This window comes from Bilifractor sp. LCP21S3_A7, assembly GCF_052118825.1.
GTDB lineage: Bacteria > Bacillota > Clostridia > Lachnospirales > Lachnospiraceae > Bilifractor.
The window spans coordinates 35,108-52,447 of sequence record NZ_JBQKGL010000003.1 but is presented as its reverse complement, the minus strand read 5'-3'; the positions used below and the strand labels follow the sequence as shown (position 1 = coordinate 52,447).

Sequence of the window (17,340 nt, the reverse complement as noted above, 5' to 3'; positions counted from 1 at the left end):
GTGATTTGATGTGTTGGTTGATGTTGTGTTTTATATTGTAGCAGATGTTGGTCCTTATGTCGCGCTTTGTGTTGGTGCTGACGTTGGCGTTTATGCCGTGCTTTACGTTGTCCTGCTCATCTTCTCGACGGGAGGGCAAACGATCAGGTCTTCGAAACCATCAGGCGCATCTGAACATGTGGGATTCCTGCCTCGATAAAATCTTCAGAAGTCACCTTAAAGCCTGCCTTCGCATAAAACCCTTCAGCGTGTTTCTGCGACTCAACGTATATTTCTCGTGCATCCAGGCATTCCCTTGCCGCCTGGATCCCGGCATTCAAAAGTTTCCTTCCGTCTCCTGTTCCATGGACCCTTGTCAGCACTCGTCCCATCTGAACCGTTCCTGGCTCATCTTCCTTCGGAAACATGCGCAGGTATGCTGTGACCTTGCCCATGGGATCGGTACAAAACACATGAAGGCTTTTGTAGTCAAGTCCATCCGCGTCCGGATAAAGGATCTTCTCCTCTCCCACAAACACATCAGCCCTTGCTCTTAGTATTTCATAAAGCTCATGTGTCGTTAAGGCATCGAATGAACGAACATGGAAGCCATTAATTTGAGCAGAAATCATATGTGTCCTCCATAAGCGTATGAAGTCCGGCATCACTACATGGTTACATGGATTATGCTCTATCCAGAAAACATTATCCGGTGTACACCAAGTATTGTCTTACCGTTCCAGCACTATTATTGACAACCAATATCCATTTCTTATAGACACGTTTGCCTAAGGCCCAGTCCGAGTGATCACCAGGACGTGTAGATGTTGTCCAGGAAGAAGGCGGATACGAAAAGTCTGGGTCATCTTGTCTCAAGCCCACTCCCTCATATCCGTTTAGATCGGCTCCTGCTTTAACCTTACCTGCCTCGGTATCATAAGAGTAATAAGTATCTCGTATTGGATTCAACTCATCCGGCGTAAATTCGGTCGTGATATGTTCCGCTTCTACCGCCGCATAAGCAGCTCTTGCATTCGCCACATTCGTAGCAAACCTTGCCTTTTCGACCAGCTTACTGAAGATCGGGATGGATATCGCCACGAGCACTCCGATTATGGCAACTACGATCAGGAGTTCTGCTAATGTAAAACCTTTATTCCGTTTTCTCATTAACCATCCCCCTAACAGATCATTGCCTTAATACCGAAAGTCCCGTGATGCCGTCACATTGCTTTCATACTACGGTTATTACCTATAACGATCACTAATGATGATTATTACTTGATATTGTGCTTGTTCATCTTCTCTTTGAAAATATCCGTGATGATCGTTCGAAGTTCCTCACTCTCTTTTTCCGGCAGTTCTCCCGGGTTCTTTGCGACTGCATACAGCTCAGGATACTGATTGGCGATTCGCTCGATGGTTTTCGTCGTTGCGTGCTTTCTCACGAAGAAAGGGATCTTCTTGATCCACTCCTGTGGGACAAGAGCAAGGATCTTGTCAGCAGCCTCTTTATCACTGATCTCCGCGGTGGATAAGCCAGCGTTGATTTGTTTCTGTTCTTTATCTGTAAAATCTTCGAAATTCATTGTATTCTCCTTTTGATCTGGTCTTCATAGGTATTATCTCTGTTTGCAGCAACAATATTATGAAGATAGCTCTAGATTTTTCCAATCATCAATACAAAAGTAAATCATTGAGCCCTTTAACTAAAATACCGTAAAAACAATATCAGCCCCAGAAAAATAAAATTGATTATAAGGACAATCGTTGCCATTACGCCCAACAATGTGATACGTCTTTTTTCTCTCTCAGCTCTTATCGTAGATGGCATGACCACGCTAAGTGCAATCGAAAATACCATTACCGGAATATCTATTTTCTGCCACAAACATATCAGGAATGTTATCCCCCCAAGTATAATGCCAACAGTACTTACACTCGATTTATGCTCCTCTCCAACATGAACTGAAGCAGAACCCTTCTTACCAGTTTTGTAAATATACCCACCCTTCGGGAACTCCTTCCGAAGCTTTGAAATTTGCATCCACTCGCCTGACCCATGTTTCACCAGGCTGCTGTCATCAAGTCTGTGCTCTCGCATCAACCGGCAGATATTGTCTTTATCACACGGACCGAAATCATATCCATTCAGTCTGTAGTACCAGCCCTGTGAGTTTTTATATTTTACGCCTGCCGCCTTATATTCTTTTGCGCGCTGGTCTCTTTGATACCAGTCCCGTTCTTGAATCCCCACATTACTCCCCCATCATAATCTCAAAAGAATCAGATAATGCTTTCCGTAAATGTAATAACGCCCGCAGGTTCTGAAATCTGCGGAAAATGGCCTCATTCTGCGCAATAGTCTTTGTCATTACAAGCGATGGACAGGCGCGCGTAATAGTGCAGAGCAGGTAAGGTGCGTTTAAAAAAGCTCTTGCACATGGAATTGAGAGGTTGCTGGTTCCCGGATCAATCCGGATGGTTTCTATATAAGCAAAATCCCTCATCACGAGGATGAGGGACCTGATATTTAACATGTTGAGGTTAATTCATTATGATCCTGGCGTGGTTGAGGGTGATGCAGAAGTGCCTGTTTAGCTTATCGATACCTTTCCGTCTTTTTTGCCGGAAATCGTCCAGCTTGCTGCAGCATTAACGGGCTGGCCGCCAATGGTCACAGTAGTTCCCGATTCCCATTTCGTTTTATCCGACTGTGTCGCGGTGACTGTGCAGCTATATGTGCCGTCCTTATAGGTAATCGCACTAATCTGGTCAGTTTTATTGGTTTCATCGGATTCCGTCTGATTGTCAGCAAGACATGCCGCCGTAACCTCTGCATATGCGTTCCGGATATTCGCCTGATCCGTCGCCTCTCTTGCCTTCTCCAGCTGTGCTGAGAAGATCGGAATACTGATGGCTACCAGTACGCCGATGATTGCTACAACAATGAGCAGCTCAGCAAGGGTGAATCCCTTCTTGCTGTTTTTTAATTTCTTGAACATTTTTCAGGTCCTCCTCTTGAACATTACTTCCTCTAAGACTAAGGAAATAAAAATTATTACTGGTATTATAATATATGCTTTTTCGTTATTTTACAAGTCTAGCCATATGAATTACTGCCCAAATTTTGCCGATTATTTTAATCAATCTAGACGAAATTAGGTAATCGGCGGAATTTTATGGACCTCATTCAGTATGATGCAGCGGAACTTGAAGTGGTGCCGTCTGTCTGGCTTTCGTCGGATGAACTGTCGACGATGATACCGCTGGTGTCTGTTGCTCCCTCGAGTGTCTCAAAGAAGGTCACCTTCATGGATACGCTGACCGGTCCGCTCTGCAGAACGCCGCTCTCGCTACCGGCTGCGATGTCGAGATCGCTGATCAGGCAGCGATATTTACAGGAATAGAGGCTGCTGATGATTTTTTCCGCCTCCGCATAGCTGTTGGAGGTGAAGGTGATGTTGATATTTCTGCGAACCGTACTGTCTGTCGCCTCCGGCTCCTCAAAATCGAAGTTGTAGACCGATGTCCCGGAGAAGATGTTGTTCAGCTCCGTCATCTCGTTGCTGAGGTTGTTGTAGGTGGCGACCTCGCCGGAATATGCTACTGTGCCGTTGGCGATGTCCTGCTTCATCTGGCTGATCATTGCCGCTCTCTTCTGCTCCAGCGTGATCTGACTGTCCAGATCCGTGGTGTCGTAGCTGCGGAGCTGTGACTCGAGATAATCGTAGGTAAAAAAATAATAGATAAATCCCAGCAGGACAAAGGTCAGAATGAGGATAAGGACAGTTTCTTTTTGGGAAAATTTACGATTGAGTTTCATTGATTTTCCATTCCCTCACTTTCTGCTTCCTTCTTCCTGTTCGCAAGCTGATCCGTCAGCGATGGTCCTTCGTCACCGGACGAACTGGATACGGCACCGGTTGGGGAGGTAAAGGTGATGGTGATCTCCGCCGTCACAACGCCTGTGTCTGTGCTGTCATCTCCTGTGGATGCGGTAGAAGGCGAGACATACTGTACGATGTCGCTACTCTGGAGTGCCTTGACCACGTCGGAGACTTCAGACAATGTCGTCCGCTCGATGGTCAGCGTAGCGGTGTTGCCGGTAATTGATATGCTCTTGATTCCGCTGTCGACCTGAACATCCTGGTCAATCACCTGCATCATTTTTGCCCGGTCCTGCATGGCCAGCTCGTCGGAATTCATGTATCCGGTTCCGTAGTGGCTGTACTGACCGCTCACATCGTCATAGACGCTGTTAGACGATACAAGCTCCTTGAGCTGTTCCTGCTTCGCACTGTATTCCGCCTGCGCGGTATTGATCTCGTTCAGCTTGTCCAGCACCATGAACTTGGTGAAGATCCCGAGTGCCACGAGAAAAATGCCAAAGACCACCAGATCGAAGGCGATGCGTTTTCCGTTGTTCTCGTGGTAGATCAGATTGATGCTTGTCTTTGTCGGGTATTTTCCTTTTCCACGTGCGCCGGTGCTGCTCTTCTGCGGCTTTTTGCCGCTTCCGGAAGCGCCGGGGCCGATTTCCATACTTAACAGATCTTTCAGGCTCAATGCTTATTCCTCCCCTTAGAGCATGGTGATTTCAGGCTCAATGCTTATTCCGCCCTTAGAGCATGGTAATTTCAGGATCAATGCTTATTTTGCCCTTAGAACATGGTGATTCCGAGCGACTGCGGCCCGAGAATCATGCTCTCATCAAACTCCGGTTTCGTCTCGATGAGGTCGGCGATGCTGATCTGAGGCAGCTCGACGTTCTCTGCAATTTCCTTCATGAGTCCGTCGATTCTCGATCCGCCGCCGCAGTAGTACAGCTTGTCGATGTTGTTGTTCGGATTATTGAAGCTGTAGAAATTGAGCACACGCATGATCTGAACGGCCATGCTGTTGTACAGGTCCTGAATCTGCTGGTCATCCTGGATGATGTCCTTCTGATCGTCCAGAGCGCTCATATCGATATTTTTTACCGTTTTCTCATTCAGGCCGACCGCTTCCGCGTAAGCTTTCGCCAGTTCGTGACATCCCGGCTCCATGCTTCGTGTGATTTCGTACTCTCCCTTCGGAAAAAAATGAAGATTGATGGTACGGTCGCCGGCGTCGAGGATGACATAGTCTCTGCTTCCTTTTTCGATGTTGTGCCGTTTCTCGAAGTCCTGAATAATCGTGCGGAAGGCAATTACCTCCGGAGCGATGATTTCGAGTCTGAGACCGGCTCTTCTGCACATGGCGGTGTAGTTCTGAATCAGATCTTTACTGGCAGCCACCGCAAGAAGCTCCATTTTCTTCTCGTTTCGGCCGATTACCGCATAATCGTAGATATATTTGTCGAGATCTTCTGTGATGTAATCGTGAAATTCAAAGGGAAGGTTAACCTTCAGCTGACTGATCGTCATCAGCGGAAGTTCCATCCGTCGTATATAGGCAGTATTCTCCGGCATTGTGACAGCCGCTGTCCTGCAGCTGATGTCGTTTTCCCTCATCAGCTCCTTGATAAAATCCCCGGCTGCGTCCCAGGAGATGATGCGTCCATCCTTTACGAGATGCTCCGGCACTCTCTCGCTCACAAATCGGACCGGGACATTGTTCTGGCACAGCGTCATCTTGATCCGGTAATTCCCGATATCGATTCCCAGTATCTTATTCTTTGGCATAGCACGCCCTCATTCCCGTAATGTTTTTTTGCCTCGTGATACAGACTATTCTTTTATTATAGCAGATCAGATTAAGTTCATATACCCTTCTGTTTGTCAGATCGCACAGATCAGGTACTTCCTATTGTGTAACGATTCGAAAAACGTTTATGAATTCCTATTCTGTAAATCTTACCGCGCGGATCAGGTACTTCCTGTCAGAACAGGTTCAGATACCACCCGGTTACGGCTTGGCCGAACAGGATGCTGATCCAGCTTGCGATGGAGATTGCCGGGCCGAAGGGGATTCTGTGTTCCCTGCGGATCACGGCAAAAATGAGTCCAACGATGCAGGACAGGATCAGATTGAACAGTCCGGTTACCGGTCCGGTGAAGAGCCCCACCATAAAGAAAAGCTTGATGTCTCCACCTCCAAGTCCTTCCTTGCCGGTGACCTTGTCAAAGAGAAGTGAAAGCAGAAGCAATGCCCCTGCAATGACGGCTCCGCCCAGAAGGCCCGAGATCAGCTGGTCTTTGATTTTTTCCCCGGTGAAGGGAAGGGTAACCGCCCACAGCACAATACCTGCCACGATGAAGCCGTTCGGAATTTCAAAGGTATCCAGGTCGGTCAGGGAAAGTCCGAGAAGGATACAGGACAGGATCATGTATCGAATCGTGAGAATGCTGATCCAGTATCGGAGATATACACCTGTGAAGGCGCAGGCGAGAATCAGCTCTGCGATCATGTACCGCGGGGAAATCTTCTTATGGCAGTACCGGCATCTGCCCTTCAGGAACATGTAGCTGAAGATCGGCACCAGGTCCGCCGCTGAAAGCGGATGACCGCAGACCGCACAGTGGCTTCTGCCCTTCAGCACGCTCTCACCGTGCACAATCCGCCACGCAAGGCAGTTGATAAAGCTGCCGAAGACGGCACCGAAGATGAAGCTGACGACTCCGCCGTATATTGTCAGAAATAGAGTTGGTTCCACCTCGATTCCCCTTCTTATCAAATACACAGTTCAAATACACAGCTCAAATGCACAGCTCAAATGCACAACTCAAATACAGAACACAACTTCATGAAGATGCAGCCACGCTGAGACCGGCGATTTTCGTCCCGGTCTTCGCAGCATCCTTCTCGATCTGATCCTTCTGCTCTGTGTTCAGCCGACGTCTTTCACTGACGGTCATGAGGGTGTAGTCGTAGGCGGTCAGTGTATGTCCCTGCCATCTTGGGTGAACCACCGTCCCGCTGTCCTCCACGGATAGCGCGAGAAGCTGCCCGCCGTTCTTTCCTCCGAGATTCGGAATACCGAGTGCTCCTGTCTCCCCGTTCGCGTTGTGCCTGCGGTCGGAGCGCCCGTACCCCTCGATCTTCCCGATCTCATCCCAGCCAAGCATCCGGCTGTTGACAGAGTCAAAATAGTAAGTGACATCACCGCCGAACCCGTCTTCCATGTACTGGACCTTTGCGGCCTTGATGGCATTCTCGACCTGATTCCGGTCGAAGGTCAGCTTCGCGTCGTTCAGGTGGCAGACATACATCCGAACCACAAACATGCCGCAGAAAAAAATCACCGCGATCAGAAGAACAGCGGTCAGGTTCGCGATTCCCCGTTCATTTCTGATTATCGATCGATTCCGTTTCCCCATTCCCGCCGTTCCTCTGTTTCAGTTCATTCTCTGATCCGCCGGTCCTCTCTTACATCAGGTTGTACATCGTGAACATCGGCAGATAGACTGAGATGACGATAAACCCGGCAAAGAACGCAAGGAAAATCAGGAGCGTCGGCTCCAGCTTTGCCAGTGCCTGTTTTATCCGGTAGTCCGCTTCGTTGTTGTAGTACTCTCCGATTGTCTGCAGGGTATCCTCCAGCGAACCGGTTTCCTCTCCGATCGCGGTCATCTGTTTGAGGTTGTCCGGAAAATAGACGCTCGCCTCGATGCATTTGCCCAGGGGCTGTCCTTCCTCAATCTTCGGCTGCATGGCCGCTACGTCGCGCCGGAACAGCTCATTGTCCATGACCTTTGCCGTTACCGCCACGGCATTGTTGACCGTAAGGCCGGATGCCAGAAGCACAGACATTGTATCCGCGAACTGAGCAGCGCTGTTGGCTGTGTTAATTTTTCCCATGACAGGCATCCGAAGCTGAAGCTTTCCCTTGACAAGCACGCCTTTATCGGTCCGAAAGTACACGGACAGTCCGATCACGGCTCCCAGAATGACAATCACAAAAAGCGCCCACCACTTTGCGAAGAAATTCGAAATTGCGATGGTGATCTGTGTCATCATGGGCAGATTGCCGCCGAGCGACTCAAAGGTGCTGGTAAGCGTCGGGATAACCTTTGCCATGATGATGATCAGGACAATGATCGCTACAATAACGACAAAGATCGGATAGGTCATTGCCGCCTTGATCTTCTCCTGATTTTTGCTTGCGTTTTCATAGTAGATCTGCATCTTCGAGAAGGAGTTCTCAATGGTACCCGACTGCTCACCTGCCCGGATTGTTTCCACAAAGGTCGATGGAAAAACGCCTTTCCCGTTTCGTTCGAGGCTTGACGCAAGGCTGCTTCCATCCTCAACATCAGCAGCGACCTCCTGCAGCATCTTCTTCAGTTTTTTGTCCTCGGTCTGTTCGGCGATCATTGAGATGCACCGCCCGACCGGCATACCCGATCTCAGCATTACGGCGAACTGGGAGCAGAGAACGGAAAGAATCTTGGCGTTTACCTTCGGTTTCCCGCCGAACTCCATTGACAGCACATTTCGGGATTCTTTCACAGCGGAAATTTCAGTGATGATCGGGCAGCTCTGCCGGATCTTCTGCACCGCTGAATACTCATCCGGCGCCTGTACGACACCACGGATTGATTTGCCGTCGGTATCAATGGCGCGGTACTGGTATGTAGTCATACGCACTTTTCCTCTCAGAAAAATTTTATCTCGCTATCGCGACGCTCGCCGCACACGAATACTTCGCATTCGGCTGCGGCTCACTATTCGCGTAAATCACCCGATATTGGTGATACACAGATCCATGCGGCGACGAGCGCAGAGATCCATCCGGGCAATCCGGAGTATGCCTGATTATTCACAGATCCATGCGACGACGGTCGAAGCGATCCATCCGGGCAATCCGGAGTATGCCTGGTTATTCACAGATCCCTGCCACAACGGTCCTCTCAGAACATGAATTTCTTCTTCATATAGTCGGCATCGTTGCAGGCCTGCAGTGCGGTCTCCGGCGTGATCTTGCGGTCCGCGGCGAGCTCGAGGAGGAAGTTGTCCATCGTAACGCTGCCCTCCGCTGCGGATGTCAGCATCGCGGAATGCATCTGCGGTGTTTTGCCCTCGCGGATCAAATTTCGTATCGAAGTCGTGACGATCATGACTTCCGCCGCAAGAATCCGGCCCTTGCCGCCTGCTCTGGGCAGAAGCTGCTGCGAGAGAACCGCGTTCAGTGTGGTCGACAGCTCCATACGGATCTGCGGCTGTCTCTCTTCCGGAAAAACGCCGACCATGCGGTCGATGGAATCGACGGCGGAGTTCGTGTGAAGCGTCGCAAAGACGAGGTGACCGGTCTCTGCTGCCGTCAGCGCCGTCTCGATTGTGGTCAGATCACGCATCTCACCGATCAGAATGACGTCGGGGTCTTCCCGCAGAACCGCCCGGAGTCCGTCCTCGTAGCTTCTGGTGTCTGTTCCGATCTCTCTCTGGTTGATGATGCTCTTCTTCGGCTCGTACAGGTACTCGATCGGATCCTCCAACGTTACAATGTGCTCTGCCCGTGTTTCATTGATGCGATTCAGAAGCGCTGCGAGTGTTGTGGATTTTCCGGAACCGGTCTCACCGGTGACGAGCACGATGCCTTTCCGGTAATTGGCGAACCTCTCTGCCGCCTTCGGTAGTCCCAGCTCCTCGACCTCCGGGATATGATTGCTCAGGATACGCAGTGCTGCTGAGATATGGCCTCTCTGGTGGAACAGGTTGATACGGACACGCTCGCCGCCGATGGACGCCGCCATGTCCAGTTCTCCGATATCACGAATGGAATCGTAATGCTCTCCCGCCAGTTTCTCAGCTATTTTTTTGCAGTCATCATCGGTCAGAACATCACTTGTCAGATCCTGAAGTATTCCGTCCACACGAATTTTCGGCGGAAGTCCGCAGATCAGGTGGATATCCGATGCGCGCATCGCCGCTGCTGTCATAACCATTTGGTCGACCTTCATCATATCTTTATGCCTCTCATTTTTCGAACCGCTCTATTCATGTCAACTGTCCCTGCAATTCTATTCAAGTCAGCTATCCCTGCAATCATAAATACATCCCGAATTTTCAAATAAGCTTGTAAACTCCCAGTTTCTGCAAAGAAAGCAGTCTTCCCATCCATTACTCAATCTGTAATACTTATTGTACGGATAATTTCATCAACTGTTGTGATACCGTCTTCTACCAGTTTATCTGCATGTTCCAGCATTGTCACGTAGTTTGTTTTTTTCGCAAGCCTTGTAAATTCCTGCTTGTCCGCACCGCAGGTGATGCAGTGGCGGAGTTCGTCGTTCATCATCAGGATCTCGAATACGCCGATTCGCCCGCGGTAGCCGGAATGGTAGCAGTTGTCGCAGCCTTTTCCGTGGTAGAACTTTCTTCCGGGGTAATTGTGGATTCTGGCCAGAGAAAGCGATTCCGCCTCGGGCGTGTATTCTTCCTTGCAGGTGGGGCAGATTCTCCGCAGAAGTCTCTGAGAGATGATGCCTCGAAGGCCGGCGGAAATCAGGTACGGAGCGACGCCCATATCCTTCAGACGGTCGATGGCCGATACCGCGTCCTCCGTGTGAATGGTCGTGATCACGAGATGTCCGGTCATCGCGGCGCGCATCGCAATCTCTGCAGTCTCGCCGTCACGGATCTCTCCGACACAGATGATGTCGGGGTCCTGTCGCAGAATTGAACGGAGACCGCTGGCAAATGTCAGGCCGACCTTTTCGTTGATCTGCACCTGAGTGGCGCCCTCGATGTGATACTCCACCGGATCCTCCAGCGTGATCAGGTTCGTGTACTCACTTAACAGTTCCTGCATCAGGGCATACATCGTCGAAGATTTTCCGCTTCCGGTTGGACCCACGATCATGATTACCCCGCTGGTATTCTTGAGCAGCCGGTCGATCTTCGCGTTCTCGTCCTGCGGAATTCCAATTCCCTCGCGGGTCAGCATGGAGCCCTCTGTACCGAGAATTCGGATTACGATTTTTTCTCCATAGATTGTCGGAAGCGTGGACATACGCATATCGACATCGTTCTGTTTCAGCTTCAGAACCGCCCGGCCGTCCTGCGGGATTCTTTTCTCAACGATATTCAGATGTGCCATGACCTTCAGTCTTGATGTTACCGAGCCCATCAGGTCGCCGGGGATCGTCATGATCCTGTGAAGCCGCCCGTCTACACGAAGGCGGATGACCATTTCCGTCTCGGTCGGCTCAAAGTGAATATCGGATGCCTTCTCATTGTAGGCGCGCTCGATGATCGAATTCACCAGTCGGATCGTCGGCGCATCCTCGACATCCTCTTCTTCCGGTGTCTTGATCTCGTCCTTTGTCAGCCCGGCATCCGCCATCATCTGCGCCATTGCCTCGGCGGCGCCCTCGTTGCTGTAGAGTACATTGATCGCATGCTCCACGGCAGCCTGCGAAGCGATCATCGGAATGATCTTCTTCTTCGATGTATCATGCGCCTCCTCCAGCGCCATGAAGTTCAGTGGATCCGCCATCGCCAGGAACAGCGAGTCCTTGGAGACGGAAACCGGAACGATCAACGCCTTCTTCGCCAGAGACTTTGGAATATATTTTGACATCGTCGGATCAATATCGGCCTTACCCAAATCGATGTAATCGATACCGAGCTGTATACGAAGGGTATCAATCAGCTGCGCCTCCGTGATGAATCCGTTATCGATGAGAACCTGTCCGAGCCGCTTCTTCTGCTCCTTCTGCATCCGAAGCGCCTGATTCAGCTGATCCTCAGTAATTACATGCGACGAGACAAGCATATCTCCCAGTCGTTTATTCTTCATAAACAAAGTCCTTTCGTTTGCTGCAGACGAAAAGCCACTATCTTCAGGCGGTGGGCAGTTGACTCCACATCCCCTCTATCGCCAATGCTCTTTATCTCATATATTCATCATACCAAAAACTAAACCCAAATATACAACAAACCTAAAATGCTGTCAATTTCAGCGGATGTGACGATGAACTGCTCCACGATGAGCCGTACCACGATGAGCTGAATCACGTTGAACTGCACCACGATTACCTGCGTCACGATGACCTGCACGACAGGTCGCTATTTCTCTGCTTGGCCGCAGGGTATTCCGAGTGCCTCAGCAAAGCCTTGAGTATTCGTCTCGAAAATCAGCCTTGTCTGATCTTTCGTCAGCCTGCACTGTACGTAATCCGTTTGTTTCCTATGATATGGCATTCACGCCATATCATCACTCACAAGCAAGGCCGGTGAAATGGATGCAAGGATGATAAACTGGAGTAAAAGTTCTGTATCTGATACCGAAAAGAAACGGGCCGGCATATTGCCGACCCGGTAATTGCTTCTTATTTACGCGAACAGTGAGCCGCAGCCGAATGCGAAGTATTCGTGTGCGGCGAGCGTCGCGATAGCGAGATAAAACTCGCGCAGCGCGTTTTATCTCGTTTCCTTTTAAATCTTCGTAATTGGTTTACGAATTCCATCCTTCTCATTGGTTCGCAAATCCAGACCTGTTGACTGATTTACGAATCCTGATTTGAGATTTCCTTCGACGCCTTGTCCACATGGGCGAACAGTGGATCTGCCTTGTTGCCGGATTTTCCGGTGTAGCCGAATTTTTCCTCAGAGATCTTGTCTATAGTCTCCGATACGGCCTCGTATACCCCCGGATAAGTGCTCTCCGGACCGCCCATCGTTGTGCTCGGAATGAAATACATGTTTCCGCATGCTTCCACCACGCCGCGGACCTCCTGTTCGATGCCCTCTTTCGTCCAGTCAACGCGATCCACCTTCCCGTTATCGATGCCGCCCTGGAACGAAATCTTTCCACCGTATTTCCGGATCAGCTCCGGCACATTGTTGGTACTCATGACGCCCTGCCAGATATCCACACCCATCTCGATCATATAGGGCACAAGTGTTGCCGCAAAGGAATCGCTGTGATGGACAATCAGCTGCACGCCATGATCCTTGTAATAACCATAGATCTTCTTGTAGGCCGGAAGAATGAACTCTTCAAACATCGCCGGACTCATAAATGTGGATTTCTGGCTTCCCCAGTCATCATGGTGGAACAGTGCATCCGGATGGAGATGACGGATCACCTGCTCAGCGCATTGAATCTCCCAATCTGTCAGGAAATCAATCAATTCATGCATTTCGTCCGGGCTCTCATAGAAGGCCATCATGCACTCCTCCATGCCCATCAGATAATGGAGTTTTTCAAAAATTCCGGGTGCAATGAAGTTTGCGACGAAATACTCATTCCGGTCAATGGATTCCGCCTGCTGCACAAATGGTGCCCATGCTTCCTCCGGAAAATCTACGGCAGGCGCCTTGACATAATCTCTCCAATGCTCGATATCCTTGATGACTACCTTTTCCGGGCTGGTATCCGGGAACGGACCCGGCACGTAATCCGGGAATTCGATCGTCACACCCCAGCCGTTCACCGCCGTTCCACCTCTCGGGCAGTTGCCAAGCGCGTTCAGCAGCACCGGATCAAACACCTGCTGCATGTACTCATACTGATTGACCAGCCGGTCCGGATGCCCACCGTGAATCGTCTCCAATAAATTCTGTCTTCTTGTCAGCATATAATCTCCTCCTTTTCGCTTCACCAATATTTCCATTCACAGATATAATGCCATTCACCTTTTTGCTTCGCAGATATGATGTTCCTTCACCTTATCTGTTTGCAGATATGATGTTCCTGCACCTTTTCTCTTCGAAGATATGATGTTCCTTCACCTTCTCTCTTTACAGATATGCCACTCATTTCAGATGCGGTTATCCATATTCTGCTTTTTATTTTTCCGTATTTTCTCTGCCCAGCCGGTAGCCGAAAGCAAGGATCACTGCGCCTGCAATTACTACAAGAGCAGGAATGATCATAAAGCCAATGCAGATTCCCCGTTTCATCTGCTCCGTAGCCTGTGAGGGATCCACCGTTGCCGAAAAACCGCCGATTGCAAGGGCTGCAGAAATCAGGATGCCCCGCATTACGATTCCAAATTTCACCGGAACGGTGAGAAGACCCATGACAGTTCCGGTCGTATCAAACCCGGTTTTTGCCGAGCTGAATTGAGCGCACGTAGCAAAAAGTTCCGGATCACAGGTGGTAGTGATATTCATGGCGAAAAAAGTAACAGCCATCAGGATGATCACCGGAATCCATTTTTCGTAAATCACAAATGCAGCAAGCATGGCAATTCCCATGATGAGATATGCGCACACAACGGTCTTTTTGGCCCCTGCTCTGGCGACGAAGAATCTTGAAATGTACGATGCCAGAACTCCCAGGAGATTTGTGATCAGCATGAATGCCGCAAACATTGCCGGTTTCAGTGCTATATACTGGAAGTAATAAATCGCAATACCATTCACAAGAAACAGAACCATGTACTTTGTAGTGGAAGAAAGCATTAAAGCCAGCAGATGCGGATTACATCTGACCGCTGCGATTGCACTCACCTTCGGCGCGCTTTCTGCCTGCTTCTGTTTTGCAATCCGGGCGAGTTTCTCCTCCCCGGTTTCCTCATAGCCCTTGAACATCTTGAAATGCGCGAAGTATGCAGCAGCCATGAATGCGCCAAATACAAATGCAGTTGCCGCATAAGCGTTTTTCTCACTCAGAACCGCAGTAAAACCAGCTACAACCATAGGTCCGAGATAAGAATAAACAACACTGCCAAGCGCGGTCCACACATTTCGGATCGAAGAAAGCGCCATCCTGTCTTCCGTTGTCTTTCCAGCGATATTGATCATTGAGATATTCGCGATATACGGAATATTCCATGCAATCCGGCTTGTGATCATGGCAATGGTCATCACAACTACCATCACCGTCGTATTGCCGAGTTTTACAAATTCGAACATGTAAAGGAACGGCACCATCCACGGCGTAAGCACCAGCCATGAACGGTATCTCCCCCATTTGCCCGGCTTGATCTTGTTCATCCATGCCCCGTAGAGACAGGAAAGGATCAGATCGACGACCGCAGAAATCGTCGTGATCACCGACACTGTCGCCAAAGGCAGAAGCGCAATGTTAATGAAAAAATAAGAAGCATAAAAGGTATCGATATTCGTCATCAATGTAAAGCCGAAATCTCCGATACCAAAAAATGTTTTCAACGGCCTGCTTAAGGGTTTCGCCGACCTTGCCTGTGATTCTTTCTGCACAAATATCCCTCCTCCCGTTATATCCAACGAAGTCCACATCTGACTGCTGCTATTTTCCCCTCTGTCCTGTTCTCCGCAGCAGTTCCCTTTCGTCAGCTGTACGTCAATCTGCGGCGCCGTTTCTTCATACAACTGCTTTTGATATTTCCATAGTACTTCCTCACCCGCATACAGAAAATGTCGAAAACGCACATGATTAATTGATTTTTTTATTAATTTTATATGCAAATACAGCACTATTGCATCTCTAAATATTGTTTTCTCTGACCGCTTTCGTTAGAATAAAACTGCACCCGTAAAACCATACTCATGATCACGGGTAGAAGGTGAACGAGAAATATCTGCTTCTCAATGAATATGCGCAAGGGATGATGGAACTCCGGGATGGCGACAGCCGCCGATCCGGCATCCCGGATCACTGCGCGACAACCAGAGGTTTGATTGTGACAGGAATAACAGAAAAACCACCACGCGACAACCTGGGCTTTGATCGTGGCAGGAATAACAGAAAAACCACTACACGACAACCAGGGATTTGATCGTGACAGGAATAACAGAAAATCGGAGAGACAGCAGGGAAAATCGACGAGGATAAGAAATGAAACTTAGTATGTGGATGATTGCCAATCGTCTGATGCCGTTGATGGCAGATGACCTGACGCTTCAGATTCGTGATACCGCGAAAGCTGTTCTGAACAGTGCCCGGCTCGCCTACGCGACCAACTGTGTATATGTGTACGAAGAAGACAACTCCGTCATCTTTAACGGGGAGGGAGACATCATCCGGGTGAAAGGTCTCAGAGCCATAGAAGCCTTTGAGCTTCTCCAGGGTGTATTTGACTATTATCAGGACTGGGAATCTCAGGTGGAAGACGATGCAGAGCATGGAAGGTTCCAGAATATCGTTGATCGCTCGGAACGGATTTTCCAAAACCCGCTGCTGATCCAGAATGCAAACAGCCGTGCTCTCGCCATGTCACATGTGGACGACCTGTCCCAGATGGACGCGGAATGGCAGTACATTGCCCGCACCGGCTACTCTTCTCTCCAAAGCATTCATCTGATACGCTATGATAATGCCGCTATGGAATCGAGACTTCAGAACGGGAGTCATACCTTCCAGTGGCGAAAAAATGAGCAGATGACACTCAACGGTCTGACGGAGGGCCTTGCCTTTGACTCTGCCACCTGCGGCAGAATCACGCTTCTGGAGAAGAACAGACCTGTAAACCCCGGAGACGCACAGCTTCTCCACCGTCTGGGGCAGATTCTTCAGGCATATATGGGAAAGACAATAAAGAATGAGAATGATTCCGCCAATGTATTTTTCCGCCTCATCCAGAAAAAAGCAGTCAACCCCAACGATCTGAAAACCCAACTTCATTTTTATAACTGGAAGGACGATGATGTCTTTCAGGTCGTCCTGCTGAAACCCCAACAATTCGGTGACAGCTACACGGACCAAAGAGCTCTCAGCATCATACAACACTCGATTCAACAGACCTTCCCGGAATGCGTCTGCCTCAGAATCTCCGAATACGTGGCGCTGGTTGCTGTGGAAAGCACGTTCATGCGCACAGAGTTTATGTCCTTCCTGAAAAGTTTTTCCGCGCGTAATCTCGTGGCCATCGGTTTCAGTCTCCCGGAACCGGGCCTTCAAGAACTATCCTATATGTTCCGACAGGCAGAATTCGCTCTAAATCAACGCAGAATGCCTCGGAACAATATCCCGCCGGTGACCGGGGCCGAATGCTGTTCATCTTCAGGCCACGCTGTTTCCAGGAATACCATTCCTGCTGCAGCCGATGACTTTCCAGTTTCGGGAAACTTTTTTTCCCTTTCTGGCGACAATCTGATCCGCAATTTCCGCTCCTACGGGAACCGCTTTCTACTCGGGAGTGATCCGGCAGACGAAAAGCTGTATTTCTGCGATCCTGTCATCCGCTATCTCTGGAAACAGAAAAGCAATGGAAGGCCAGAGCTTTTCGACACACTGAAATCCTTTCTGGACCATAACCAGTCCACACAGAAAACTGCCGATGCCATGTTTCTGCATCGGAATACTGTGAACAAAAGAATCCGGACCATAAGAAACCTTATGCACTGCGATTCCTTTGGCCCGGATCTGTCCCTGTACCTGCAGCAATCCATTCTTCTGCTGGAGATGAGCCATGCTTTCGAAGAGACTGCAAGCCATTATAAAAAAGGATGAACAGAAGAGACCTGTTCCAGGAGAGGAAAATCAGAAGTTCCAGTACACGACCA

The 17,340-nt window shown here is 49.5% G+C and carries 17 protein-coding genes; 1 reads left to right on the top strand and 16 read right to left on the bottom strand.

The features are described from left to right. Positions 1-143 precede the first annotated feature (143 nt). The 16 genes from ACTQ1O_RS03470 to ACTQ1O_RS03395 form a co-directional block, all read right to left on the bottom strand. A complete protein-coding gene (locus tag ACTQ1O_RS03470) occupies positions 144-611 on the bottom strand; it encodes a GNAT family N-acetyltransferase (protein WP_441486121.1) in 468 nt (155 codons plus the stop codon). 73 nt (positions 612-684) lie between these two features. Then, positions 685-1,149, bottom strand: coding sequence for a type IV pilin protein (locus ACTQ1O_RS03465; protein WP_441486120.1), 465 nt, complete (start codon positions 1,147-1,149; stop codon positions 685-687). 107 nt (positions 1,150-1,256) lie between these two features. Then, positions 1,257-1,568: a hypothetical protein gene (locus ACTQ1O_RS03460; RefSeq protein ID WP_441486119.1), complete on the bottom strand. Its 312-nt coding sequence runs from the start codon at positions 1,566-1,568 to the stop codon at positions 1,257-1,259. A 116-nt stretch (positions 1,569-1,684) separates the two neighbouring features. Further along, positions 1,685-2,236, bottom strand: a complete 552-nt coding sequence (locus tag ACTQ1O_RS03455) for a hypothetical protein (protein ID WP_441486118.1) — start codon at positions 2,234-2,236, stop codon at positions 1,685-1,687. Between the two features lie 340 nt (positions 2,237-2,576). After that, positions 2,577-2,984 carry a type IV pilin protein gene (locus ACTQ1O_RS03450; RefSeq protein ID WP_441486117.1) on the bottom strand — a complete coding sequence of 136 codons (408 nt, stop codon included), beginning with the start codon at positions 2,982-2,984 and terminating at the stop codon, positions 2,577-2,579. Between the two features lie 188 nt (positions 2,985-3,172). Next, positions 3,173-3,805: a hypothetical protein gene (locus ACTQ1O_RS03445; RefSeq protein WP_441486116.1), complete on the bottom strand. Its 633-nt coding sequence runs from the start codon at positions 3,803-3,805 to the stop codon at positions 3,173-3,175. Continuing rightward, on the bottom strand, positions 3,802-4,548 hold the full coding sequence (locus ACTQ1O_RS03440; RefSeq protein WP_441486115.1) for a hypothetical protein: 747 nt from the start codon (positions 4,546-4,548) through the stop codon (positions 3,802-3,804). The genes ACTQ1O_RS03445 and ACTQ1O_RS03440 overlap by 4 nt, the downstream gene beginning before the upstream one ends. A gap of 95 nt (positions 4,549-4,643) precedes the next feature. Beyond that, positions 4,644-5,645, bottom strand: coding sequence for a pilus assembly protein PilM (gene pilM / locus ACTQ1O_RS03435; RefSeq protein WP_441486114.1), 1,002 nt, complete (start codon positions 5,643-5,645; stop codon positions 4,644-4,646). Between the two features lie 197 nt (positions 5,646-5,842). Next, a complete protein-coding gene (locus ACTQ1O_RS03430; protein WP_441486113.1) occupies positions 5,843-6,616 on the bottom strand; it encodes a prepilin peptidase in 774 nt (257 codons plus the stop codon). An 88-nt stretch (positions 6,617-6,704) separates the two neighbouring features. After that, entirely contained in the window at positions 6,705-7,280 is a 576-nt protein-coding gene (locus tag ACTQ1O_RS03425; protein WP_441486112.1) for a hypothetical protein, read from the bottom strand. Between the two features lie 49 nt (positions 7,281-7,329). Beyond that, positions 7,330-8,544 carry a type II secretion system F family protein gene (locus tag ACTQ1O_RS03420; protein ID WP_441486111.1) on the bottom strand — a complete coding sequence of 405 codons (1,215 nt, stop codon included), beginning with the start codon at positions 8,542-8,544 and terminating at the stop codon, positions 7,330-7,332. 269 nt (positions 8,545-8,813) lie between these two features. Beyond that, positions 8,814-9,866 carry a type IV pilus twitching motility protein PilT gene (locus ACTQ1O_RS03415; RefSeq protein ID WP_441486110.1) on the bottom strand — a complete coding sequence of 351 codons (1,053 nt, stop codon included), beginning with the start codon at positions 9,864-9,866 and terminating at the stop codon, positions 8,814-8,816. After that, complete coding sequence (locus ACTQ1O_RS03410) at positions 9,863-10,024, bottom strand: hypothetical protein (RefSeq protein WP_441486109.1); 162 nt, start codon at positions 10,022-10,024, stop codon at positions 9,863-9,865. Before ACTQ1O_RS03410 ends, ACTQ1O_RS03415 begins: the two co-directional genes overlap by 4 nt. 3 nt (positions 10,025-10,027) lie before the next feature. After that, entirely contained in the window at positions 10,028-11,704 is a 1,677-nt protein-coding gene (locus tag ACTQ1O_RS03405; protein WP_441486108.1) for a GspE/PulE family protein, read from the bottom strand. 709 nt (positions 11,705-12,413) lie between these two features. Continuing rightward, on the bottom strand, positions 12,414-13,487 hold the full coding sequence (locus tag ACTQ1O_RS03400) for a uroporphyrinogen decarboxylase family protein (RefSeq protein ID WP_441486107.1): 1,074 nt from the start codon (positions 13,485-13,487) through the stop codon (positions 12,414-12,416). A 211-nt stretch (positions 13,488-13,698) separates the two neighbouring features. Beyond that, positions 13,699-15,075: an MFS transporter gene (locus tag ACTQ1O_RS03395; protein ID WP_441486106.1), complete on the bottom strand. Its 1,377-nt coding sequence runs from the start codon at positions 15,073-15,075 to the stop codon at positions 13,699-13,701. Between the two features lie 598 nt (positions 15,076-15,673). On the opposite strand from ACTQ1O_RS03395, the gene ACTQ1O_RS03390 reads away from it, so the two are divergent. Further along, positions 15,674-17,287 (top strand): PucR family transcriptional regulator, encoded by a 1,614-nt coding sequence (locus ACTQ1O_RS03390; protein ID WP_441486105.1) that lies wholly within the window; start codon positions 15,674-15,676, stop codon positions 17,285-17,287. Positions 17,288-17,340: the final 53 nt, after the last annotated feature.

Excerpts from the sequence above, each read along its gene's own strand:
- ACTQ1O_RS03445 (WP_441486116.1), bottom strand. The coding sequence starts at position 3,805 with ATGAAACTCAATCGTAAATTTTCCCAAAAAGAAACTGTCCTTATCCTC.
- ACTQ1O_RS03420 (WP_441486111.1), bottom strand. The coding sequence starts at position 8,544 with ATGACTACATACCAGTACCGCGCCATTGATACCGACGGCAAATCAATC.
- ACTQ1O_RS03400 (WP_441486107.1), bottom strand. The coding sequence starts at position 13,487 with ATGCTGACAAGAAGACAGAATTTATTGGAGACGATTCACGGTGGGCAT.
- ACTQ1O_RS03450 (WP_441486117.1), bottom strand. The coding sequence starts at position 2,984 with ATGTTCAAGAAATTAAAAAACAGCAAGAAGGGATTCACCCTTGCTGAG.
- ACTQ1O_RS03465 (WP_441486120.1), bottom strand. The coding sequence starts at position 1,149 with ATGAGAAAACGGAATAAAGGTTTTACATTAGCAGAACTCCTGATCGTA.
- ACTQ1O_RS03460 (WP_441486119.1), bottom strand. The coding sequence starts at position 1,568 with ATGAATTTCGAAGATTTTACAGATAAAGAACAGAAACAAATCAACGCT.
- ACTQ1O_RS03415 (WP_441486110.1), bottom strand. The coding sequence starts at position 9,866 with ATGATGAAGGTCGACCAAATGGTTATGACAGCAGCGGCGATGCGCGCA.
- ACTQ1O_RS03470 (WP_441486121.1), bottom strand. The coding sequence starts at position 611 with ATGATTTCTGCTCAAATTAATGGCTTCCATGTTCGTTCATTCGATGCC.
- ACTQ1O_RS03390 (WP_441486105.1), top strand. The coding sequence starts at position 15,674 with ATGAAACTTAGTATGTGGATGATTGCCAATCGTCTGATGCCGTTGATG.
- ACTQ1O_RS03425 (WP_441486112.1), bottom strand. The coding sequence starts at position 7,280 with ATGGGGAAACGGAATCGATCGATAATCAGAAATGAACGGGGAATCGCG.
- ACTQ1O_RS03405 (WP_441486108.1), bottom strand. The coding sequence starts at position 11,704 with ATGAAGAATAAACGACTGGGAGATATGCTTGTCTCGTCGCATGTAATT.
- pilM (WP_441486114.1), bottom strand. The coding sequence starts at position 5,645 with ATGCCAAAGAATAAGATACTGGGAATCGATATCGGGAATTACCGGATC.
- ACTQ1O_RS03410 (WP_441486109.1), bottom strand. The coding sequence starts at position 10,024 with ATGGATGGGAAGACTGCTTTCTTTGCAGAAACTGGGAGTTTACAAGCT.